We start from the raw sequence: 22,484 nt of genomic DNA, 5'->3' as shown, positions 1-22,484 counted from the left end.
TACGTCTTGAGCTGGCGGCGCGTGTCGGCTACCCATGAAACGGATATATTGTTAGCGGCCATCGCGGTCGTGGAAAACAGGAAAAGCGATCCCATGACCAAATATCTCACCGCCCGAGCCACTGCCGAAACGCGGCCCATTCATCTGGTGACCAAAGACGGACTAAAGGGTTGGCTGAAAAAGCAGCCCGTGGCTGTCAGGCGCTGGGTCGAGGCATCCGCTTTTGATGCTGCAGCGGGCAGATTTACGTTGTTGCCGGACGAAAAAAAAGGAGTCGGCGGTGTGCTGGCCGGGATCGATGATGCCGATATGCTCTGGTCCTGCGCCGCGCTTCCGGCCGCCTTGCCGTTCGGGCGCTACGCTATCGAAGGCGAGTTGAGCGGGGAGAAGGCATCGGCGCTTGCGCTTGGATGGTTGCTCGGAACCTATCGTTTCGACCGCTACAAGAGCTTCGATAAGGATTTTTCTTCGCTGGTCTGGCCGAAAGAGGCTGACCAGCAGGCGGTCGTCGCAATGGCCGAAGGGATCTGCCTGACCCGTGATCTGATTAATACGCCGGCAGAGGACATGGGGCCCGCGGAACTGGCAGAGGCTGCCAAGACTCTGGCGAAGACCCATAAGGCGAGGTTCAAGGCCGTCGTGGGCGAGGATCTGCTGAAGAAGAACTATCCTTCGATCCATGCCGTTGGACGTGCCGCGGAAAAGGCGCCGCGGCTGATCGACCTTAAGTGGGGCAGCAAGGGGCCGCGGATTACGCTGGTGGGCAAGGGTGTTTGTTTCGACAGCGGAGGCTTGGATCTGAAGTCGTCGGGCGGCATGAAGATGATGAAAAAGGATATGGGCGGATCTGCCCAGGTTCTTGGACTGGCATCCATGATCATGGCGTCCAGATTGCCGGTGAGGCTCCGGGTTTTGATCCCGGCTGTTGAAAACGCTGTTTCCGGCAACGCCTTTCGCCCGCTCGATGTCCTCGACACGCGTAAGGGATTGACGGTCGAGGTCGGCAACACGGATGCCGAGGGGCGCCTTGTGCTCAGTGATGCACTGACGGAAGCCTGCAGCGAATCGCCCGATCTGCTGATCGACTTCGCGACCTTGACCGGTGCGGCGCGGGTCGCATTGGGAACGGATCTTCCGGCCATGTTCTGCAACGATGATGCTGTTGCCGCGATGCTGCTGCGGCACGGCGAGACGGAGGGCGACCCACTCTGGCGGATGCCGCTGCATAAACCCTATAGGCAGCAACTCGAGAGCAAGGTTGCCGATCTCTGCAACATCTCCAACGGGCCTTACGGTGGCGCGATCACCGCGGCTCTTTTCCTGGAGCATTTTGTTGAAGGTGCCACGCCCTGGGTTCATTTCGACATCATGGCCTGGAATCTGGGAAGCCGTCCGGGGCGCCCCGAAGGCGGTGAGTCCATGGGTGTGCGCGCAACCTTTGGCATGATCAAGGAATTCATTGCCAAGGCGTAGTGTGGCTGCGGTTTGAAAACAACGGCTTGCTTTCATCTTCGGCCTCGTCAAAACTTGTTGCGCCTGCGGAATGAGTTTGGGCGAAACGAGATCGGGTGAACCGGCGTATGAGGAGGTTGGGCAGTGCAATTCGAACCGAATGATGTGCTGACGCTGTGGCGCAGTGTCATGGTGACGGCTTTGCGTAAGGACCTACCCGATCTGACATGGCGGCAGTTTGCCTTATTGCTGCAGGTCTATACGACACCGCAACCCCATACGGTACGCGGTCTTGCGCAAGAGCTGAATATGTCCAAGCCCGCCGTGACCCGAGCGCTCGACCGCCTGGAAAAGCTCGAGTTTCTGCGCCGAAAGATCGATGAGACGGACCGCCGATCTGTCCTGGTGCAGCGCAGTGTTGCCGGCTCGGTCTTCCTTCGGGAGTTTGCAGATATGGCCGGTGAACAAGCCGAAGACATCTAGATCAGGTGCTGTTTGAGTCCGTTGCCTCAAGCAGGCCGCCCACGACATCGTCCGCTTTTTCGCAAACGATAAGCCCGAGTCCGGAGAGCTTTGCGGTCACATCGACGGGCAGGCTGCTGTTCGATTGATCCGGAATTTGATTGAGGCGTCCCCCGATCAGGACCGGTAGGTCCAGCTTCTGCGTCTTTAGCTCCTTCAGAAGATCGCGCGCATAGGACAAGGCAACGCCATTGTAGGTGCTCAAGGCGATGGCGTTGCAATCTTCCTCAAGCGCCAAAGCGGCAATCTGATGGGGGTCGACGGAAATACCGCCGTCGACAACCTCGACGCCCAGGTTCCGCAGCAGGCGGTCGATCAGCTGTTTTCCATGCTCATGGACGTCGGTCGTCGCGGTCAGAACCCGCAGTCTGCGCCGGGACAGATTTGCCGCTGAGACTTTGTCGATTCCGCTCAGGATGATTCCGCAGTTTTCCGCGAGTTCTTCGATGACGGGCGAGGCAATCACGGGTGTGCGCGGAGCAGTTTCCTCGATCTGCCCGGGGCCGAACAGGGCTTCGAGACGCCTTGCGCCGATGCGCTTGAGAGACAGCAGCAGCTCGAAGGCATCTCCGGTGTCGATGCCGGCCGCAGCGAGGCCTTTGAAGACAGCATCTTTGAACTGCCGGGCGCCTGTCACAAGCTGTGCCGAAATTTCGGCAGCCTCTTCGGGAGTCGTCAGGCAGCGCGCCTGTTCCACGATCTCCTCAAGCCGGGCGCTGAAAAGCTGTGCGTCAACCACTTCGGCAATGTCGGGAATGCGTTCGTTCTCGGTCACGGGAACCGGGTTGATGGCATGACCGGTCGGCCAGCGCTTCAAGCCCTCGATATCGATACGCAGGTATCCCGCGAGACTGGCATAGTTCTCCGCCGGTGAACCCAGGTAGCTGGTCGTGTTGCCGTAGATCATCGAGCCGTCGGTCTCTCCGATATCGTAGAGAGCTTTTTGGAAAGCGAGCCGGGTCACGGGGTTGGAAAAATGATGGCCGTAGCAATGCGAGGTATTGACGCCGATCAGGCCTTTGACGATCTGCCGTTCGATCAGGACGGCGCCGAGACAACACGCCAGATCGCTGAAGTGGGCGGCAAAGCCGTCGTCCAGATTGGAGTGCACCAGGATATCCGTGTCCTGCGCGGCAATCAGTCCCAAGGCAGTAACAGTGGCGCGTGTCGTGGCGACGTCGTTGTCCCAGCCCGGCAGGCGGAAGGTAAAGTACTGCCCCAGATTACCGATGGTGGTCGCTCCGGCGGCCAAGGCCAGTGCGGTATTTTCGACCGCACCGGGAAAGCCGAGGACAAAGTCGCCGAAGTGTGGCGCGACCGGTGCCGCAGCGGTGATCTTCGCCAGATCTTCGGCCTCTTCGAAGATGATACCGGTTCCCCGCGGGCGCTTGCCGCGCTCGGCGGCCGGATAGCCCATGGACCAATCCAGACAGATGCCGTAGCGGTCAACCGCGACACCCTTAGCCGCGCAGCGCTCGTAAATCTCCGCCCAGGCGCGCTGCGTTTTTGCGGGATCCCGAAAGCCGATCTGGGCGTGGCGCATGATACGGCCTTCGGCTGACCAGCGGTGTTTGACTTCCCGCTCCGAAGACGCGCCCTGTTCGGCGAGAAAGGGGTTGGCCTGAAATCCGTGGAGCGCTGCGAGCTTCCGGCCGTCTTCGAGCAAGTCGGTTGCTCGCGGCAATTCTGTTTCCGTCAGAATTTCGGCTCGTAACAGGTCGCGAGGAGGCATGGTCAGCTATCTCCAGCCTTCACAGCTCAGCCTTGCTCCGAGCATTAGTATCCCCGATCGAAGTCCACGACATTCTGAAGAGGCTGGCCTTCCCGCAGGCATTTGATGCTCTCGGCAAGCGCCTCGGCCGCTGTGATCGGTGAGGTAATGCTGGCGCCGTGCGGGGTCACGAGCACTTTAGGATGATCCCAGAAAGGGCTGTCCTGGGGCAGCGGCTCTTCTGGAAAAACGTCCAGGGTTGCGGCTGCCAGCTGTCCAGAGTTCAGCGCCGCCAGAACATCGCCGGGTACCATGTGCTGCCCACGCCCGGCGTTGACGAGATAGGCGCCGCGCGGAAGCAAAGCCAAAGTCTCGGCATTGAGGATGCCTTTGGTGTTTTCGGTCAACGGCAGCAGGCAGACAAGAATTTCGCTGCGCTCCAGAAAGGGACGCAATCCCTCTTCGCCGGAGAAGCTGGTGACGCCCGGCACGTTCTTCTCGCTACGGCTCCAGCCGGCAACATCGAATCCAAGATAGTTCAGCTTGTCGGCTGCATCGGAACCCAGGACACCCAAACCCAGAATGCCAACCTTGCGCTGCCAGGCCAGGGGCGTGACGTGCTGCTCCCAAGTTTTCTGTCTCTGCTGCAGCTCATAGTCATGGATCCGCCGATGATGCCTCAGCACCGACATGACGACGAACTCGGTCATGCCCAGGGTCAGGCTTTGGTCCACCATGCGCACAACGGGGACGTCCTTCGGAAGATCCGGATCCGATGCCAGATGGTCGATACCTGCACCGAGCGAGAAAATCGCCTTGAGATTGGGCAGCTTGGCCAATTCTCCCCGCGGCGGATGCCAGACTAGCGCGTATTCGATCTCGGCTGGATCGCCGACTTCCGGCCAGTTGCGGAATTCAAGTTCGGGAAGCAGCGTGGCGATGGCGTCCTGCCAGACCTCTGCGCGATCTACATCGGATTTGAAAAGGAGCGCCATTGAACCCTAATCGCAGTTTGAGCGTTACATTGATACCACGCCACTCTCGACAGCTTCGAGGTCGAAGGCGGCTTTTATCAATGCCTGTGTATAGGGATTTTTTGGCGCGTTAAAGATCTCTTCTGCCGTCGCCTGCTCGACGACCCGGCCTTCTCGCATAACGATGACCTCGTCAGCCAGGGCGCGCACCACCTTCAAATCGTGACTGATGAAAAGGTAGGCCAAATTATGCTTGGCCTGAAGGTCGCGCAGCAGATCGACGATCTGCGCCTGCACAGACATGTCGAGGGCTGAGGTCGGCTCGTCCAACACCACGAAACGTGGTTTCAAGACCATGGCCCGGGCAATGGCGACACGCTGTCTTTGGCCGCCGGAGAATTCATGGGGGTAGCGATGCCGGCTTTCCGGATCGAGCCCGACTTCTTTGAGGGCCTCGATAATCAGGGTTTCGCGTTCCTGTTCGTTGCCGCCGAGTTCGTGGATCTTCAGGCCTTCTTCGATGATTTGTCCGATCGAAAGCCGCGGACTGAGTGATCCGAAGGGATCCTGGAACACGACCTGCATTTCCCGGCGCAGGGGGCGAAGCTCTCGTGAGCCCAGTTCCTGAATTGCCTGGCCGTTGAAGGAGATGTTGCCGTTGCTGCTGATCAGGCGGAGGAGGGCCATACCCAGAGTCGTCTTTCCCGATCCGCTTTCGCCGACAACGCCGATGGTATGGCCGGCCCGCACGGAAACCGAAATGCCGTCGACCGCGCGCACATAGTCGACCGTGCGTTTGAGCAGGCCTTTCTTGATCGGGAAGTGCACTTTTATATCGTCGCCGGACATCACGACGGGCGCCGAGAGATCCGCGGGCAGAGGATCGCCCTTGGGTTCGGCGGCCAGGAGTTTGCGCGTGTATTCGTGTTGGGGCGTTTCGAAGATGGCATCCGGCGTTCCCACCTCGACGATTTCACCCTGGGTCATGACGCAGATCTGATCCGCCATCTTGCGCACGATCCCCAGGTCATGGGTGATCAGCAGCATGGCCATGCCGAGCTTTTGCTGCAGATCCTTCAGCAATTTCAGGATCTGCGCCTGGATGGTGACGTCCAGCGCCGTGGTCGGCTCGTCGGCGATCAGCAGATCCGGCTCGTTCGCCAGGGCCATGGCGATCATGACGCGCTGGCGTTGACCACCGGATAGCTCGTGCGGGTAGGCGCTTAAGCGTTGTTCAGCGTCCCGGATGCCGACCAGATCCAGCAGTTCCAGCGTCCGTTCGCGTGCCGCCGTCTTGCCCAGACCCTTATGAAGAAACAGAGTTTCGTTGATCTGCTTTTCGACGGTATGGAGCGGATTGAGCGAGGTCATCGGCTCCTGAAAGATCATGGAGATCTCATTACCGCGCACGCGCCGAAGAGCCCGTTTGTCGGCACCGATCAGTTCTTCGCCCTTGAACTTGACCGAGCTTCCGGCCGGATGCCGCGCCAGAGGATAAGGCAGGAGTTGCAGGATCGATAGTGCGGTGACCGACTTTCCCGATCCGCTTTCTCCTACTAGCGCCAGGGTCGAGCCCTTCGCCAGATCGAAAGAGGTTCCCAACACCGCGGGGACGTTCCCGCCAGGCCCGGCAAACTCGACGCCAAGGTTATGCACCGAGAGCAGATTGGTCATTGCGCCGCCTCCTTAGCCGGTTTGCCGGCCGGTTCCGTTGCCTCGGCTGGTACCGGGTCCCCGGCAAAGAGCTTTCGGGGATCAAAGGCGTCGCGCACAGCTTCGCCTATGAAGGTGAGTAAGCTGAGCATGATCGCGATGACGAAGAAACCGGTTAGCCCGAGCCAAGGTGCCTGAAGATTGGCTTTTCCCTGCGCGAGAAGTTCACCCAACGAAGCGGAGCCCGGTGGCAATCCGATGCCGAGAAAATCAAGACCGGTCAGCGCAGTCACCGAACCGGCGAGTGTGAAGGGCATGAAAGTCAGCGTTGCCACGACTGCGTTCGGCAAGACATGGCGGAACATGATCACGGCATTTGAGGCGCCCAATGCACGTGCGGCCCGCACATAATCGAAATTTCTGGCGCGTAGGAATTCGGCTCTAACGACTCCGACGAATCCCATCCATGTGAACAACAGAAGTACGCCTAGGAGCCACCAGAAATTCGGTTCGATGATACTTGCCAGGATGATCAGGATGTAGAGAGTCGGTAGCGACGACCAGATTTCAATGAAACGCTGCATCAGAAGATCGGTCCAGCCGCCAAAGTATCCCTGTACTGCGCCCGCAGATACGCCGATCACTGCGGAAATGATCGTAAGAACAAAACCGAAGATCACTGATATCCGAAAGCCGTAAATCATACGCGCCAGAACATCTCGGGCTTGATCATCCGTGCCCAGCCAATGGTCCGCGTCTGGAGGCGATGGCGCGGCGACACCGAGGTTCCAGGCGACGGTTCGGTAGCTGTACGGAACCAAAGGCATCCAGAACCAGCCCTTGGCTTCAATCATCTCCATAACGACAGGATCGCTATAATCGGCTTCTGTTTGAAAGGTGCCGCCGAAAGTTGTTTCAGGGTAGCTCTTGAAGATTGGCGAATAGATTTCGTTGTCGTAGACAACGATGAAGGGCTTGTCGTTGGCGAGGAATTCCGCGAACAGGCTTAAGACCAGAACCACTGCGAATATCCAGAAAGATATGTATCCACGCCTGTTCGCCTTGAAATTATACAGGCGCCGCCGCGTGATTGGCGTGATCTTCATGCCGAGAAACCGGTCCGCCGTCATGTCAGGTCTCCCGCGTTTCGAAATCGATGCGTGGGTCGATGATCATGTACATCACGTCGCCGACGAGGCTCATGATCAGACCAAGCAACGAGAAGAAGAACAGGGTTCCGAAGATGACGGGATAATCGCGGGCGAAGGCAGCTTCGAACCCCAGCCGGCCCATGCCATCGAGAGAAAAAATAATCTCGATGAAGAGAGAGCCGGTGAAGAGGATACCGATAAACGCAGACGGGAAAGCCGCAATTACGATCAGCATCGCGTTACGAAAGACATGTCCGTAGAGAACTTGCTTTTCGCTTAGACCTTTCGCCCGTGCGGTTGTGACGTACTGAAGATTGATCTGATCGAGAAACGAATTCTTGGTTAGCATGGTCAGGGACGCAAAACCGCCAATCACCATAGAGGTAACTGGCAGGACCAGATGCCAGAAATAATCCAGAATTCTATCCGGCCAAGGTAGTTCGGCGGCATTGGGAGAGGTTAGTCCACGGAGCGGGAATACATCGAAATAGCTGCCACCAGCGAACACGACAATAAGAAATACCGCGAACAGAAAGGCCGGAATTGCGTTCCCGATGATGACCAGACCACTGGTCCAAACATCGAAGGGTGTGCCGTCCCTAACGGCTTTCGCAACACCCAGGGGGATTGATATGAGATAAACGAGAAGCGTCGTCCAGAGGCCGAGAGAAATGGAAACGGGCATTTTTTCGATGACCAAATCAACGACTTTGCGATCCCGGAAAAAGCTCTCACCGAAATCGAAGACGATGTAGCTACCCAGCATCTGAAAGAAACGCTCGTGAACGGGTTTGTCGAACCCGAATTGCTTTTCGAGTTCTTCGATAAACTTTGGATCCAGTCCCTGGGCACCGCGATATCTACTGGATGGACCTTCTCCGCTCGACTGACGCGTGTCGGTCAGAGTTTCGGAACCAGTACCGCCCGATCGCGTCACCCGCTCGGTAATATCTGTGCCAGTACCAGTGATCTGGCCGATAAGCTGTTCGACTGGTCCACCTGGTGCCAACTGAATAATGGCGAAGTTGATCACCATAATGATGAACAGGGTGGGGATAATCAGGAGCAATCGTCGGATGATGTAGGCGGTCATCTCTTGTGGCTCCTCAGTTGCCTGGTTTTGCCATGGCGCGGCGGAAGACAAAGAAGCCAACCAAGAGAAGGCCTGCAAAGACTGCTAATGTCGTTGACAACCCTGGTGTTTCGCCCTCTGCGGATGGATTGCTCTGCCTTTCCTTGGAGCGCGCTTCACGCAGCGCTGCGGCTTTTTTCTCGTCAAACCACCAGTAATTCGTAGTCGTGCCGTGTTTGGGTGTAACGTCGGGCCGGGAGAACTTGTCCCAATAGAGAATTCTATCGAACCGTAAGTGCCAAGCGGGCACAACGAGATGGTTCCACAGTAAGATCCTATCCAGGGCGCGTGTATGATCGATTAATGATTCCCGTGTCGGGGCGACAATGAGCAGTTCAATGAGTTCATCGATGACGGGATCTTTGATCCCCGAATAGTTCTGACTTCCCTGTTGATCTGCAGCGGTGCTACCCCAGTAGCTACGTTGCTCGTTGCCAGGGGAATCGGACTGTCCCCAACCGAGCGAAATCATATCGTAGTCGCGATTTCGCAGCCGGTCGATGTATTGAGATGTGTCAACGATGCGTATTCGGACTTCCATCCCTAGGCGCTCCAAATTTCGCTTAAAGGGTAGGATGATTCGTTCGAATTCCTGATTGGAAAGGAGAAATTCGAACTTGAATTGCTCGTCCGTGTCCCGGTTCACAAGTTTAAGGTCGCGCACTTCCCACCCAGCTTCATTGAGCAGAGCAAAAGCCTTTTCAAGATTTCCGCGCGGCCAGCCGCGTCCATCCGTTACAGGAACGGTGAAGACCTTGGAAAATACCTCGTCGGGAACTCGGCCGCGATAGTGTTCGAGGATCTCAAGTTCCTCTCCTTCTGGCAGGTCGCTAGATGCAAGTTCCGAATTGCTGAAGTAGCTCTTCGTCCTATTATACTGCCCGAAAAACAGTGTCGGATTGCTCCATTCGAAGTCAAAAGCGTAACCTATGGCCTCACGGACCTTCGGGTTCTTAAAAAGTGTCCGTCGCGTATTAAAGATGAAGGCCTGCATGCCCGTTGGCAGTTCGTGACCAATACGTTCTTTTTTGATCCATCCTTTTTTTACGGCCGGGACATCGTAGCCAGAGGCCCAGGCCTTGGCCTGATTTTCGTTCCGATAGTCGATTGTCCCTGATTTCAAGGCTTGTCGGATGACGGTCACATCAAGGAAGAAATCGGTGCGTAATCGGTCAAAATTGTTCTGACCGACATTCACTGCCAAATCTTTCCCCCAATAGTCTTTGACGCGTTCTCGAATAATGTAGCGTCCAGCTTCGAACTTCGTGACTTTGTAGGGCCCGCTACCAAGAGGCGGCTCCAGCGTCGAAGCGCCGAAATCCCTGCTTTCCCAATAGTGTTTGGGGAGAATAGGGAGTTGTCCGACAATAAGGGGGAGTTCACGGTTTCCGGCTTCTGAGAAGAAGAACTTTATTCGGCGTTCACCATCGGGTTCCGCGCGATCAACACTGCCGTAATAAAAGCGCCAACGCGGGTGTCCTTTGGTCTTAAGCGTATCGAGTGAAAAGATTACATCTTCGACGGTGACTGGTTTGCCGTCGTGCCAAAGTGCCTCGGGTCGTAAGGTGTAGGTGACCCAGGACCGGTCCTCGGGCCATTCGATGCTCTCGGCCAATAGACCGTACTGGGTAAAAGGTTCGTCTGCACTGCTAACGGTCAAGGTCTCGATTGAGCCTGTTGACGCCGCAGTGCCCTTTGCGATGTATGCATTGAAGCTATCGAAAGTTCCGCGGGCAGCGGTCCGGATTTCCCCGCCCTTCGGCGCATCTGGATTCACATAGTCGAAGTGATTGAAGCCCGCCGCATACTTCGGTTCGCCGTGCATGGCGATAGCGTGGGATTTGAATATTTCCGGTCCCGGTGGCGGGATCGTCTCTTCGGTAACTTCGATCGTGGGGACGGCGGGCAGTTTTTCGGACTGGGCCTGAACAGCTGACGAAGCTGTGAAAGAACAAAAAGCGGCTAAGAATAGCGGTGCGAGGATTCGACGCATAGACACCAGCAAATGACAGTCGGCAACGGCTGTAAAGCAATTTAAGCTTCTCAGCGCTTTACGCAAGTCGCGTTCACGCTTTTGTTGGCGGGTGGTTTGCTGCCTACGTTGGGTTGGAGCGGCGAGATTGCGCGTTTGAGCAGGCCTTGGGAGGCGTGATCAAGTGCCTGCGATGCGCTTCAGAGCTTCAGCGTGGCAGGCAGGATCGCCGGCAGCGACGACTCGTCCATCCGAATCGACGCTTAATGTCTTGCCGTCCCAATCCGTGATAATCCCGCCGGCGCCGCCGATCACGGCGGCAAGGGCCATGTAGTCGTAGGTGCCTAATCCGGCTTCGATGACGACATCGGTGAAGCCGCTCGACAGCAGGCCGTAGCTGTAGCAATCGCCGCCGTACTGGACCAGCTTTGCCGCCCCCCGGACCCGCTCGAAGGCGTTTTCGTTACCACCTTCGAACATCTCTGGCGAGGTGCTGGCCAGAGCGGCTTTGTCCAGGCCCGGGCAGGCCCGGCAGTGTACTTCAGCGGTCCCGTTGTGGTCTGTGAAGGTCGTCTGCCGGCCCCTGGCGCCGATCCAGCGCTCATTCAGCATGGGCATATCGATGACCCCGAGGATCGGTTGCCCCTTGTAAAGCAGTGCAATCAGGGTGCCGAACAGAGGATTGCCGGTGATGAAGCGCTTGGTGCCGTCGATGGGATCGAGGACCCAGACGTAATCGGAATCCGGATTGGTCGGGGCCTGTTCCTCACCGATCACACCGTGATCAGGCACTCGTTCTGCCAGAAGCTGGCGCAGTGTTGCTTCGGTTTCGCGATCAGCAATGGTTACCGGGCTTTGGTCGGCCTTGTCGTCGACAGCCACCGCCTGGCGAAAGTAACGGCGAATAACCTTCGCCGACGCTTCGGCCATCGATTCCGCGAGATCTATGAATTGCTGCGGACAATTTGGGCCTTCGGAATTTTCCGTCATCGCTGATCTCGCCGCTTGGAGAAGGATTGTTCAGGCAGGGTCTCGAAAAAAAACAGAGTCTTGAGAAAATCAGGGGTTTTCAGAAAACAGGATCTTCACAAAAAAGAAAAGGCGGCGAAAACCGCCGCCTTGTTGCTTCCGCCCGGAGGTTACTCCGGAAGCGGTGCTGGATTGTCGCTCTGGTTGCGCAGATAGGCGATGATGTTGGCCCGGTCCTGAACCTTCTTGAGACCACCAAAACTCATCTTTGTGCCGGGCGCGTATTTTTTCGGCGAGGCCAGAAATTCATTCAGCGCTTCGTAACTCCAGGTCTCCCCCGACATGTCGGACATGACGTCGGAATAGCCGAATTCTCTACTGGCATGCGCAGCCATGACCACACCCCAGAGATTAGGCCCAACCTTGTCTTTGCCGCCTTTATCGACGGTGTGACAGGCCGAACACTTCTTGAAGGCTTTTTCGCCCGCGGCGAGATCGGCCGCTGCCAGCAGCGGCGTGACCGGGTCCAGCGACGGCGTTTCCGCGACGCTTGCCGTCTGGGTTTCACCAACACCTTCCACCATGAAGGCATGTTCCGCCAGGGGAGCCTTGTGGAACAGTTGTTCGGCAATAAAGCCGGCTGTCATGGCGATCACGCCTGCGGTCAGGACAGCGGCGCCAATTTTATTCATCTCAAGTGAGGACATGCTTCAACTCGTTCAGATCGCGAAATTCGGCGGACAATAGCGCCCGACTCGCAGGCATTCAATAGCCCCGTTGCATCTGCGGCAAATCAGCACTGAGGGAAAGGCCTGCCCGAAGAGATCGACGGCACCTCGATCCTGTGGCCGACAGCACTTCAGTAAGCAGATGGGAGGAACCATCTTTCTTCCTGTGGTAAGCTCTATCGGGAAGAGAGTGCAATTTTAAGACGCAAACCCAATCTGCAAAAATTTATGTTTTACACTAATAAATTATCGTTTAGTAATAATTCGATTTTATCACGACACCAATGAGGACGAGCCATGTCAAATCTGAATCGCATTCAGCGCGCCGGCCGGGTGATGTCCGGACTGTGCCTTTTGATCATTTTCGCCCTGCCGCTCATTCTGGCTCTGGTCTGGACCAATCTGGAGCACCTTGGTCCTGAGGTTCTGGCGCAGCTTCCGTCTCAGGTTCGTTTCGAGGCCTTGGGTCCGGGGACCCTGCTGCTCGGATTCGCAATCAACCTCTTGCCAGTGATTGTGCTGATTTACGGGCTGATCCAATTGCGCAGGCTTTTTACCAGCTACAGCCAGGGCATAATCTTCTCCAGCGAACAGGCGGGCCGGTTACGCAAATTCGCCTTGGCCTCGATTCTCTCGGTTTGTGTTCAAATTCTCTCGAACAGCCTGCTCTCCGTCGTTTTGACCTTTAACAACCCTCCGGGCAACCGGCAGCTCGCGGTATCGCTCAGCTCCGACCAGCTGGGTACGATTTTTCTGGGCGCGGTTTTCCTGGTGATTGCCTGGATCATGGGGGAAGCAAGCCGGATTGCAGAGGACAACGCGCAAATCGTCTGATCTGGCGGTCGGTCTGATCCTGCGGCTGATCTGACTCCGGGCCTTGAGAGATTTTATGTCTCATGGGCAACTTTGGCTGAAGTCACCGGGTGCCTGGTGCCAATCCGGGGCGCGGTGACGCCCGCTGTTCGAAAGGAAAAAAGCTATTTCGTTCCCGTCGGGGGTGGCTATGCTGCGTCTGCTCGACCAGTTTGCGATCTTCGACGAGACCTTTCGAACATGACATTGCCTCAGAATCCTATCGTTGTGATCCCGGCGCGGATGGCCTCGACACGTCTGCCCGACAAGCCACTGGCCATGATCCACGGCGAGGCCATGATCGTGCATTGCTGGCGCCGTGCCGTAGAAGCCGACATCGGGCCGGTCATCGTGGCCTGCGCCGAACAGGCGATCGCTGATGTTATCGAGGCTGCGGGCGGCCGTGCAATCCTGACCGATCCCGGCCACCCTTCCGGTTCAGACCGGATTTTCGAGGCCCTGCAGCAGGTCGATCCCGATCAGGCACATGACGCCGTAATTAACGTTCAGGGCGATTTGCCGACCATCGAGCCTCAGGCAGTACAGGCTGTCTTTCAGCCGCTTGAGAACCCCGAGGTCGATATCGCGACGCTGGCGGCCCGGATCAGCAACAGCGAAGAACGGCGGGAACCCAGTGTCGTCAAGGTGGCCGCGGCGTTCGCGCCCGGCCGCAATATTGCCAGGGCCCTGTATTTCAGCCGTGCACCGATCCCTTGGGACGGTGGCAACGAAAATCTGCCGCTGTACCATCACATCGGGCTGTACGGCTTCCGTCGTGCGGCGCTGGCACGCTTCGTATCCCTGCCCAGCTCGATCCTTGAAGAACGCGAGCATCTGGAGCAGTTGCGTGCGCTGGAGGCTGGAATGAGGATCGACGTGGCGCGCGTTGACACGGTTCCCTTCGGCGTCGATACTCCCGCCGATCTGGCGCGTGCCCGCGAACTTTTGGCGCCCGGGCAGGCCTAATTTTCATGAGAGTCTGATTCACCTCGTTGATTGTTTCAATCAAGAACGATCGCACTCTGGAAAGCTGGATGTCCGGCCTGGCCATGCGGCGCACTGTTGCTGGCAAACCCTAACCCTTCTTGGATCTAGAAATGACTAAGGCAGATACCCTTCGACAAGTGATTGCATTCCAGGGCGTTCACGGCGCCTATTCGGATAAGGCCTGCCGGGCTGTCTTTCCCGAGTTGGAGACCCTACCTTGCGGATCCTTCGAAGAGACTTTCGCCGCTGTTCGTGACGGCAGGGCGCAGCTTGCGATGATACCCATCGAAAACTCCAGTGCCGGGCGGGTGGCCGACATCCATCATCTGCTGCCGACCTCCGGTCTCCATATAATCGGAGAGCATTTCCAGAAGGTCGACCATCAGCTGCTCGCGCCAAAGGGTGCGACTCTGGAAGGGATCAAGCGGGTGCACAGCCACGTTCAGGCGCTGGCGCAGGTCCGTAACTTCCTGCGTGACGCCGGTATCGAGCCTGTCGTTCACGCCGATACGGCCGGCGCGGCGGCAGAAGTCTCGGAGATCAACGATCCCACTCAGGGCGCCATCGCGTCGGATCTGGCGGCCGAGATCTACGGTCTCGATGTCATCAGAAGCGATGTTCACGATCTGGCGCACAACACCACGCGCTTCATCATCATGGCTGAAGAGCCGCTCGATCCAGACCCTGATAACGGACTCGTCGTCACGACCTTTGTTTTTCGGGTCCGCTCGGTTCCGGCGGCACTTTACAAGGGTTTGGGCGGCTTCGCGACCAACGGTGTCAATATTACCAAGCTCGAGAGCTACATTATCGATGGCGGGTTTACGGTGGCGCAGTTCTACGCGGACATCGAAGGTCATCCCGATCAGCGTCCGGTGCGCCTGGCGCTCGAAGAACTCAGCTTCTTTTCAAAGGAAGTAAAGATCCTGGGCGTCTATCCGGCCAACAGCTTTCGCGGCGGCAACAACTGATCATACGTCAGCAGGCCGGAGGTCAGCTGACTTAAGACCCGACTTGCGTCCATAAGATGTAAGGGTGTTTCTTGTTCTTGACCCCTTTGGTCAGGAACCGGTTTCCTTGAGCCAGTCGTCAACCAGACGCCGGGCAATGGAGTCGCGCCGCGGCAGGCGAAAGCTCTCGTCTTCAGGAGAATTGAGCATTTCTTCCCGGCTGTACCAGCGCGCCCTCTCAAGCTCGCGTTCGTCGACCTTGATCTCGGTGTTGAGTGCCCGGGCTGAAAACCCCAGCATGATGGACGAAGGGAAGGGCCAGGGCTGGGAGGAGTGATACGTCACCTGATCGACCTTTAGGGTCACTTCCTCAAATACCTCGCGGATCACAGCCTCCTCCAAGCTCTCGCCCGGCTCGACAAAGCCGGCAAGAACCGAATGCATTCCCGGCGGCCAGAAAGGTTGCCGCCCGAGAAGGCAGCGATCGCCATCGTGGACCAGCATGATCACCGCAGGATCGCTGCGCGGGAAATGCGAGGTGCCGCAATCCGGATTACTACAGCGCCGGACGTGTCCATTTTGCGTGCTTTCAGTCGGATGGCCGCAGCGGCCGCAGAAGGGATGGGTCTTGTGCCAGTGGGCCAGTCCGCGCGCATAGGCGAGGATTGAGCCTTCGTCACGTGGCAGCAGCGGGCCGATTTCACGCAAATCGACGAATTCGCCCAGCGGGGCCAGGTCGGGATGCTCCGATGGTTCTTCGACGGTCGAGAGATCCAGGGCGATCCGCACCTCGCCATCTCGAAGGCCGAGGAAAATCAGTTCATCGGCCAACTCGAGCAGACGAGCCGCCTTGAGGCTTGGCAGCCAGACCGGACGTGGCTCTCCGCTGATCCTGGAGCGTGTGTCGATCAGGTTTTTCGTGCGCCAAACCGGCAGAATGCGGGTAGTCGATTTGCTGAGTTGCGCCCGCAGCCATTCAGCATCGTCACGCAGGTGTTCGGCGCGGTCCAGGCCGCTGCCGCTGTAAAAATTTCTCGAAGGCATGGCGCGAAGTTGGCACAAGCCGACGGTAACTGCAATCGTCCAACTCGATAAAAATCAACCCTGCGGAGCTACCGGCATACTTGCCAATCATGCTGCCGTCCGCCAGTCTTCATGTTGCGGGTATGTAACGGCAAGTGAGGTGGACACTGCGACCCCTAGCAAGAAAGACTTGGCGGAACTGGGCCAAACCGGCGCTCAGGATCTTGGCGCGCGCGGTGGTCTTGCGTTTGTGCAGGTCGACCGCTTTGGCTGCGGCCTTAACCCTTTTCATTTCGGCACCGTCCCTCGCGGCGGAGTGCCTCAGATTTCCCGCTGACGGCGAACGGCAATTCGATATTTCGCGAAACGGGGCGCGGGTCGGAACCCAAAGCTTTAATTTTTCGCGACAGGACGGGCAGTTCTTCGTGCGCAGCAGCATCGATATCGAGGTGAACCGCGGACAGACCGTGCTTTACCGCTATCGTCATCATGCAGAGGAAAGTTGGCTGGGCGGGCGCCTGGAGGCTTTTGTGGCCGACACGGACGACGATGGTGCGCGCTATCTGGTGCGCGCCGAGCGTATCGACGACATCTTTATCGGCCGGGTCAATGGCCAGTCCTTTACTGTTTCCGGCTTTATCGTGCCGGCAAGTTTCTGGCATCGCGACACACCGGCTTCTCAGGCACTCTGGGATGGTGTCGATGGGATGGTCAAGGTCGTTACGGGTCAGGACCGCGGGCTGGAAATGCTCGAGGTTCAAGGCAAGCTGGTGGAAACGCGCCGTTTCGAAATTGCCGGCCAGATTCAGCGGATTCTTTGGTACGATGAGCATTGCGCCCTGGTTCGGATGAGCTATCTGGCGCGAGACGGGTCCGAGTTCGTCGCCGAACTGCGATAAATCCTAGTTCGCCGGCCCGGATTGCGGCACGACGATCTGCCAGAGAGGGAAAGGAGGCCCTGGGTGATTGAACCTGAAGCCTTTCAGCGTTTTGCCAAATACAATGCCTGGATGAACGTCAAACTCTACGATGTTTGCGCAGGCATCGACGATACGGTTCGCAGACGTGATGACGGGGCCTTTTTCAAGTCCATCCACAGCACTTTGAACCACCTGCTGTTCGGCGACCGGGCCTGGATGAAGCGTTTTACGGGCCAAGCCTACGAAACCAGGCCTATCGGTGCCGACCTTTATGAATCCTTTGACGAGCTGCGTCAGGCACGGGAGGAGATGGACAGGGATATTCTTGCGTGGACGGACGGGCTCGATCGCAACTGGCTGGCGGCGCCGTCCTCCTGGACCAGCGGAGTAGATGGAATGACCCGCAGCCAGCCTGCATGGCTGTTGGTCCTGCATATGTTCAATCACCAGACCCATCATCGGGGCCAGCTCACGACGCTGCTTTCACAGCAAGGTTTGGATATTGGCGCCACGGATATACCCTGGATGCCCGATCTTCAGGAATCGGTGGAAAAATAATGCCTACCAAGGCGATTCGTGCGTCAACTCCGCTCACCGGACGCGGAAACAAAGTTTCATGAACATTGCAATCGAGAGCCTGATCGTCTGGCTTCGACCCGAAGTGAAACGTGAATCTGTCACTTCTAAGTATGGCCAGAGGGCGATTCCTGCTCATGAAGGAAAAAATCAAGAGCGATCGCACTCTAAATCCCTTGCCTTGGAGGCGCAGAAGATTGATATAGTCCAACAGGGAGGTTGGCCGCGGACGGACCGCTCGCCAACCCGGTCAGATCCGGAAGGAAGCAGCCGTAACGAGTTTGGCCCGGGTCGAGGGTTCAGCCTCCCACCTCATCAGGCAACGCCGCGGGCTTGCGCGTCATCGATAAGCCTGAGAGAGCATTGGCGGGGAAGGCACCCGACTGTGGTGCCGCAGTTTTCGAGCGCTCAAGGATGACGGATCAACCGATAATCGAGTCCCCGGCCCCCGAAACAACAGCTTCGTCTGATGTCAGCCCGAAGAGCACAGATTCCGACGGTCCCGGGTCGCAAGAATCAAGCGATCCCTACCGCGTTCTCGCGCGAAAGTACCGCCCCGCAAATTTTGCTGATCTCATCGGCCAGGAAGCGCTGGTCCGGACTCTGACCAACGCGATCGAATCTGGCCGCATGGCGCACGCCTTTATCCTGACCGGCGTACGTGGTGTGGGGAAAACCACGACCGCCCGCATTATCGCCCGGGCGTTGAATTGTGTCGGCTCTGACGGCAAGGGCGGGCCCACGCCGCAACCCTGCGGCCAGTGTGAGTTTTGCGTCTCGATCGCCCAGGACCGTCACGTCGATGTAATCGAAATGGATGCTGCGAGCCGGACCGGTGTTGCTGATATTCGAGAGCTGATCGAAGGTGTGCGTTACCGTCCCGTCTCGGCACGCAACAAGATCTACATCATCGACGAAGTCCATATGCTCTCCAACAATGCCTTCAACGCCCTGTTGAAGACGTTGGAAGAGCCGCCAGAGCATGTCATCTTCATCTTCGCGACCACGGAAATCCGGAAGGTTCCGATTACCGTGCTCTCACGCTGTCAGCGCTTCGACCTGCGCCGGGTCGGACATGATACGCTCGCGGCCCATTTCGCCACGATTGCCAAAGCCGAATCCGTCGAAATCGATGCAGAAGCGCTGGCCATGCTGGCCCGGGCCGCGGATGGCTCGGTCCGGGACGGACTATCGCTTCTGGATCAGGCGATCGCGTTGGGTGGCCGTCGGATCGATGCCGGGCAGGTCCGTGATATGCTTGGATTGGCGGACCGGACCCGGGTGCTTGATCTCTTCGATTCGGTGATGCGCGGTGCAACCGCAGAAGCACTGACGATATTGGAAGACCTTTACGCGTCCGGAGCGGTTCCAGCCGTCGTTATCCAGGATCTGATGGACTTTTCCCATTTCCTGACCCGGGCCCGCCTGACACCCGAAAGCCTGTCGGCGCCGGGCGTGCCGGAGGCCGAGCGCCTGCGCGGCAAAGAGTTGTCTGAAAAGCTCTCCATGCCTGTGCTGACAAGAACCTGGCAGATCCTGCTCAAGGGTCTGGGCGAGGTTCAAAGCGCGCCAAATCCGCTGCAGGCAACCGAAATGGTTCTGATTCGCCTGGCATATGCCAGCGAACTGCCGACCCCGGGCGATCTTGTTAAGCAGCTACAGTCGGGTCCAAGCGGTGGCGCGAACACCACAAGCTCTGCCCCGCAGGCTGGCTCTGGCGGATCCACACCGCAATCGTCATCCTCGGTGGCGCCCGTTCTGCAAGAGGCGCCGCGGGCTGTATCCGGTCAGGGTGCTGGCGCCGCAATGTTGCGCGCAGTTGAGCCCATGCTTGTTGAGACAATGCCGATGGATGCGGCTGAGACGGAAACAGCCTCGACGCCGGCGCCTAAGGAAGCTGCGCCGGTTGCCGCTCCACAAGCCGCCGCCGCTCAATCGCCGGCGCCGAAGTCGTTTTCCGAGGTGATCGAACTGGCCCGCAGCCGGCGTGAGGCGATTGTTGCGGCCCACCTTGTCAACGATGTTCATTTGGTCAGCTTTGCAGAAGGTGCGATCGAATTTCGACCTAAGGACGATGCCCCGCGCGATCTGGCCGGGCGCCTGGGAAATCTGCTGCAGGACTGGACCGGACGCCGTTGGGTGGTCAGCGTCTCCAGCGAGGCGGGCGCGCCCTCGGTAAGAGACCAGGAAGACGCGGTTGAAGAGAAGCTGACGGCCGTTGCCATGGAAGACCCGCTTGTCAAAGCGGTGATGGCGTCCTTCCCGGGTGCCAAGGTGGTTGCACGCCGCAATGGCACCATGACACTGCCACAGGGTGAATTCGTGCCGCCGATCGGCGAAGACGTGATAACAGACGAAGATCTCCCGATCGGCGATGAAGTGCCGGTCGATGAATAGGAAGTGATATGAAAAACCTCGCTCAGATGATGAAACAGGCCCAGCAGATGCAGTCCAAGATGGCTGAAATGCAGGAAAAACTGGCCGATCTGGAAATCACCGGCGTGGCCGGTGGTGGTATGGTGCGCGTGACCCTGAACGGCAAGAGCGAGATGCGGTCTGTCAAGATCGATCCGGCGCTGATCGATCCCAAGGATCCGGAGGTTCTCGAAGATCTGATCGTCGCGGCCAGCAACGACGCGAAGCAAAAGGTCGAAGCCGAAGTAGCCGACAAGATGAAAGACATGACCGGCGGACTGAACCTGCCGGAAGGCTTCAAGCTGCCCTTCTGATCGCGCGTTCTTCGGTACATATCCGGCTTCCTCTATGGCACAAAACGATATCGAGCGTCTGATCCAGCTTCTCGCCCGCCTGCCGGGCATGGGGCCGCGTTCCGCGCGCCGCGCCGCGCTGCACCTGATCAAAAAGCGCGAAGGCTTGATGCTGCCGCTGGGAACCGCCATCCAACGGGCGGCGGATAACATCCGCACCTGTTCGAACTGCGGCAATCTGGATACCAGTGATCCCTGCGATATCTGTGACGATCCCAAGCGCGACGCTTCGATTATCTGTGTCGTGGAGGAGGTTGGTGATCTTTGGGCGCTGGAGCGCAGCGGCGCCTTCAAAGGACGCTATCATGTGGTCGGCGGGACACTCTCGGCGCTGGACGGCCGGGGCCCGGAGCAACTGAACATTGGCTCTCTGCGCGGACGCGTCGAAGACAGCGCCGTGACTGAGATCATTCTGGCTCTTGGCGCCACGGTCGATGGCCAAACGACGGGCCATTACATTGCGGAAAGCCTGACCGGCAGCAACGTTAAGATTTCGCGTCTTGCCCACGGCGTGCCCGTGGGGGGGGAGCTCGACTATCTGGACGATGGAACCCTGACAGCGGCGCTGCAGGCGAGACGCCCGGCAGGGTGATTGTGACGGCAAAGCCATTGCGGGATTTGCGCGGTCTTTAACATCTTTGCGCCGCCGTCTTGCCACAATCATTGCGCAGGTTTCGGGCTGAATTACCACTTTGGAGATTTCCATGACTGGATTTGCGAATTTGGCGAAGCGGGCAGGGTTTTCCGGCGCCACGGCTGCAGTTCTGACCGTTTCCCTGGTCATGACGGCCATGGCTGCGGAGCTGAAGATCGGAGAGGACGCACGCAAAACGGTGGCCTTGACGGTTTACAATCAGGACTTGGCCCTGATCAGCGAAATCCGGGGCCTGGAGCTGCCGAAGGGCCGGACCAAGGTTGCGATCGAAGGGCTGCCTGCAAATCTTCTCCCGCAAACCGCCTTGATCGGCGGCGAAGGTTTCCGGGTTCTCGAGCAGTCTTTCGATGCCAATCTGATCTCTCAGCAGAAACTGCTGGAAGCCTCCGTTGGCAAGGACGTTCGCGTCATACGGACCCATCCAACGACCGGCGAGGAAACTTTTGTCACTGCGCGGCTGATCAGTATCACCCAGGGCATCGTGCTTCAGATCGGCAACCGCATTGAGACCAACGTGCCGGGACGACTTGTCTTTGACGAGATTCCCGAAGGTCTGCGCGAAAAACCCACTTTGGTGGCTGAGATCGAAAGTGCTGCGGGTGGTGCCGGCGAACTGGCGCTGCGCTATCTGACGGGTGGGCTTTCCTGGAGTGCTGACTACGTGGCCGAACTGAACGAAGCGGAAGACCGGCTTGATCTCTCGGCCATGGTGACGCTCAGAAACAGCACAGGTTCGGAGTTTGAGGACGCGACACTTCGGCTTGTGGCCGGACAGGTGAACCAACAGACACCCAAACCAAAGCAAGCTATGATGGCTATGCGGGCACAGGGCGCGATGATGGAGAGTGCGGAAGCCGATATGTCGGCACCGCAGTCTGCCGGTGACCGCTATGTCTATGACTTGGAACGCGCTGTTGCGATTGGGGCGCGCGAAACCAAACAGATCAGCCTTTTGTCGGCAAATGGCGTTGCTGTCCTTAAGACCTACCGCTTCGAGGGTCTGGCGAATGCCCATGGCGGCGCCAACGAGATCGGCCCGGTCAATGCGGCCATCACCCTGGAGATCGAGAACGGCGAGGAGACGGGTCTGGGTTTGCCGCTGCCAGCCGGAATCGTCCGGGTCTATCAGTCGACACAGAAGGGCAGCCTGTTCCTGGGCGAGGACCATCTGAATCACACGCCGGAAGGAGAGAAGGCTGAGTTGAGGCTTGGGGAGGCTTTCGACATCACAGCGCGTGCGAGGCATACCGCCGTGGACCGGATTTCCCGCGATACCTATGAGTCGGAGCAGGAAATCGTTGTCGAAAACGCCAAGGACGAAGCCGTCACTGTAGAGGTTGCCGGTTTCTTCCCGTCGGGCTGGAAGATGCTTAAGGAAACCAGCGCGCACGAGGCGGAAACAGCCAATCAACTTGTCTGGAAGCTGGAGGTTCCTGCGGGTGGATCCACGACTCTGACCTATCGGATGCGCGTGAGCCGTTAAAACTGG

20 protein-coding genes and 1 other RNA gene are annotated in these 22,484 nt (G+C 58.1%); 12 read left to right on the top strand and 9 right to left on the bottom strand.

All coding sequences use genetic code 11. The annotated features are described in order from the left end of the window. Nucleotides 1-93 precede the first annotated feature (93 nt). Together QMZ18_RS08675 and QMZ18_RS08670 are read left to right on the top strand one after the other, a co-directional pair. Complete coding sequence (locus tag QMZ18_RS08675) at nt 94-1,473, top strand: M17 family metallopeptidase (protein WP_282605883.1); 1,380 nt, start codon at nt 94-96, stop codon at nt 1,471-1,473. A gap of 168 nt (nt 1,474-1,641) precedes the next feature. Beyond that, a complete protein-coding gene (locus QMZ18_RS08670) occupies nt 1,642-1,935 on the top strand; it encodes a MarR family transcriptional regulator (protein ID WP_322097185.1) in 294 nt (97 codons plus the stop codon). Between the two features lies 1 nt (nt 1,936). Here the strand turns inward: QMZ18_RS08670 and QMZ18_RS08665 are convergent, their stop codons facing one another. The 8 genes from QMZ18_RS08665 to QMZ18_RS08630 form a co-directional block, all read right to left on the bottom strand. Further along, on the bottom strand, nt 1,937-3,706 hold the full coding sequence (locus tag QMZ18_RS08665) for a cobalamin B12-binding domain-containing protein (RefSeq protein WP_282605881.1): 1,770 nt from the start codon (nt 3,704-3,706) through the stop codon (nt 1,937-1,939). Between the two features lie 44 nt (nt 3,707-3,750). Continuing rightward, nucleotides 3,751-4,680 (bottom strand): glyoxylate/hydroxypyruvate reductase A, encoded by a 930-nt coding sequence (locus QMZ18_RS08660; protein WP_282605880.1) that lies wholly within the window; start codon nt 4,678-4,680, stop codon nt 3,751-3,753. A gap of 24 nt (nt 4,681-4,704) precedes the next feature. Next, a complete protein-coding gene (locus QMZ18_RS08655; protein ID WP_282605879.1) occupies nt 4,705-6,333 on the bottom strand; it encodes an ABC transporter ATP-binding protein in 1,629 nt (542 codons plus the stop codon). Then, the gene (locus tag QMZ18_RS08650; protein WP_367575944.1) at nt 6,330-7,418 is read right to left on the bottom strand and encodes an ABC transporter permease; all 1,089 of its coding nucleotides are present in this window, start codon (nt 7,416-7,418) and stop codon (nt 6,330-6,332) included. The genes QMZ18_RS08655 and QMZ18_RS08650 overlap by 4 nt, the downstream gene beginning before the upstream one ends. A 25-nt stretch (nt 7,419-7,443) precedes the next feature. Beyond that, complete coding sequence (locus tag QMZ18_RS08645) at nt 7,444-8,556, bottom strand: microcin C ABC transporter permease YejB (RefSeq protein WP_282605877.1); 1,113 nt, start codon at nt 8,554-8,556, stop codon at nt 7,444-7,446. 13 nt (nt 8,557-8,569) lie between these two features. Continuing rightward, nucleotides 8,570-10,588 (bottom strand): extracellular solute-binding protein, encoded by a 2,019-nt coding sequence (locus tag QMZ18_RS08640; protein ID WP_282605876.1) that lies wholly within the window; start codon nt 10,586-10,588, stop codon nt 8,570-8,572. A gap of 159 nt (nt 10,589-10,747) precedes the next feature. Further along, a complete protein-coding gene (hisN, locus tag QMZ18_RS08635) occupies nt 10,748-11,557 on the bottom strand; it encodes a histidinol-phosphatase (RefSeq protein WP_282605875.1) in 810 nt (269 codons plus the stop codon). A gap of 149 nt (nt 11,558-11,706) precedes the next feature. Further along, on the bottom strand, nt 11,707-12,243 hold the full coding sequence (locus QMZ18_RS08630) for a cytochrome c family protein (RefSeq protein ID WP_282605874.1): 537 nt from the start codon (nt 12,241-12,243) through the stop codon (nt 11,707-11,709). A gap of 318 nt (nt 12,244-12,561) precedes the next feature. Here QMZ18_RS08630 and QMZ18_RS08625 point away from each other — a divergent pair, with 318 nt between their 5' ends. The 3 genes from QMZ18_RS08625 (at nt 12,562) to QMZ18_RS08615 (ending at nt 15,074) form a co-directional block, all read left to right on the top strand. Next, complete coding sequence (locus QMZ18_RS08625; protein WP_282605873.1) at nt 12,562-13,098, top strand: DUF2975 domain-containing protein; 537 nt, start codon at nt 12,562-12,564, stop codon at nt 13,096-13,098. A gap of 219 nt (nt 13,099-13,317) precedes the next feature. Beyond that, complete coding sequence (locus QMZ18_RS08620; RefSeq protein WP_282605872.1) at nt 13,318-14,082, top strand: 3-deoxy-manno-octulosonate cytidylyltransferase; 765 nt, start codon at nt 13,318-13,320, stop codon at nt 14,080-14,082. Between the two features lie 131 nt (nt 14,083-14,213). Beyond that, nucleotides 14,214-15,074, top strand: a complete 861-nt coding sequence (locus QMZ18_RS08615) for a prephenate dehydratase (RefSeq protein ID WP_282605871.1) — start codon at nt 14,214-14,216, stop codon at nt 15,072-15,074. 90 nt (nt 15,075-15,164) lie between these two features. On the opposite strand, the gene nudC is transcribed toward QMZ18_RS08615, so the two are convergent. After that, entirely contained in the window at nt 15,165-16,097 is a 933-nt protein-coding gene (gene nudC / locus QMZ18_RS08610; RefSeq protein WP_282605870.1) for an NAD(+) diphosphatase, read from the bottom strand. 245 nt (nt 16,098-16,342) lie between these two features. Between nudC and QMZ18_RS08605 the strand changes: the two genes are divergently transcribed. The 7 genes from QMZ18_RS08605 to QMZ18_RS08575 all read left to right on the top strand — a co-directional run bounded on the left by QMZ18_RS08605 (nt 16,343) and on the right by QMZ18_RS08575 (nt 22,478). Beyond that, a complete protein-coding gene (locus tag QMZ18_RS08605) occupies nt 16,343-16,975 on the top strand; it encodes a DUF6134 family protein (RefSeq protein WP_282605869.1) in 633 nt (210 codons plus the stop codon). A 63-nt stretch (nt 16,976-17,038) separates the two neighbouring features. Further along, a complete protein-coding gene (locus tag QMZ18_RS08600; protein WP_282605868.1) occupies nt 17,039-17,554 on the top strand; it encodes a DinB family protein in 516 nt (171 codons plus the stop codon). A gap of 232 nt (nt 17,555-17,786) precedes the next feature. Further along, an RNA gene (gene ffs, locus QMZ18_RS08595) (signal recognition particle sRNA small type) lies at nt 17,787-17,883 on the top strand. A 103-nt stretch (nt 17,884-17,986) separates the two neighbouring features. Next, entirely contained in the window at nt 17,987-19,969 is a 1,983-nt protein-coding gene (locus QMZ18_RS08590; RefSeq protein WP_282605867.1) for a DNA polymerase III subunit gamma/tau, read from the top strand. Nucleotides 19,970-19,977: 8 nt separating this feature from the next. Then, entirely contained in the window at nt 19,978-20,301 is a 324-nt protein-coding gene (locus tag QMZ18_RS08585; protein WP_282605866.1) for a YbaB/EbfC family nucleoid-associated protein, read from the top strand. 34 nt (nt 20,302-20,335) lie between these two features. After that, nucleotides 20,336-20,932, top strand: coding sequence for a recombination mediator RecR (gene recR / locus QMZ18_RS08580; RefSeq protein WP_282605865.1), 597 nt, complete (start codon nt 20,336-20,338; stop codon nt 20,930-20,932). A 112-nt stretch (nt 20,933-21,044) separates the two neighbouring features. After that, nucleotides 21,045-22,478 carry a DUF4139 domain-containing protein gene (locus tag QMZ18_RS08575; protein WP_282605864.1) on the top strand — a complete coding sequence of 478 codons (1,434 nt, stop codon included), beginning with the start codon at nt 21,045-21,047 and terminating at the stop codon, nt 22,476-22,478. The last annotated feature ends 6 nt before the right edge of the window (nt 22,479-22,484 follow it).

The sequence above is a fragment of the Pelagibius sp. Alg239-R121 genome (assembly GCF_947331435.1).
In the GTDB taxonomy this organism is placed as follows: Bacteria; Pseudomonadota; Alphaproteobacteria; order Kiloniellales; family Kiloniellaceae; genus Denitrobaculum.
This window is presented reverse-complemented; position numbering and strand designations above follow the sequence as displayed.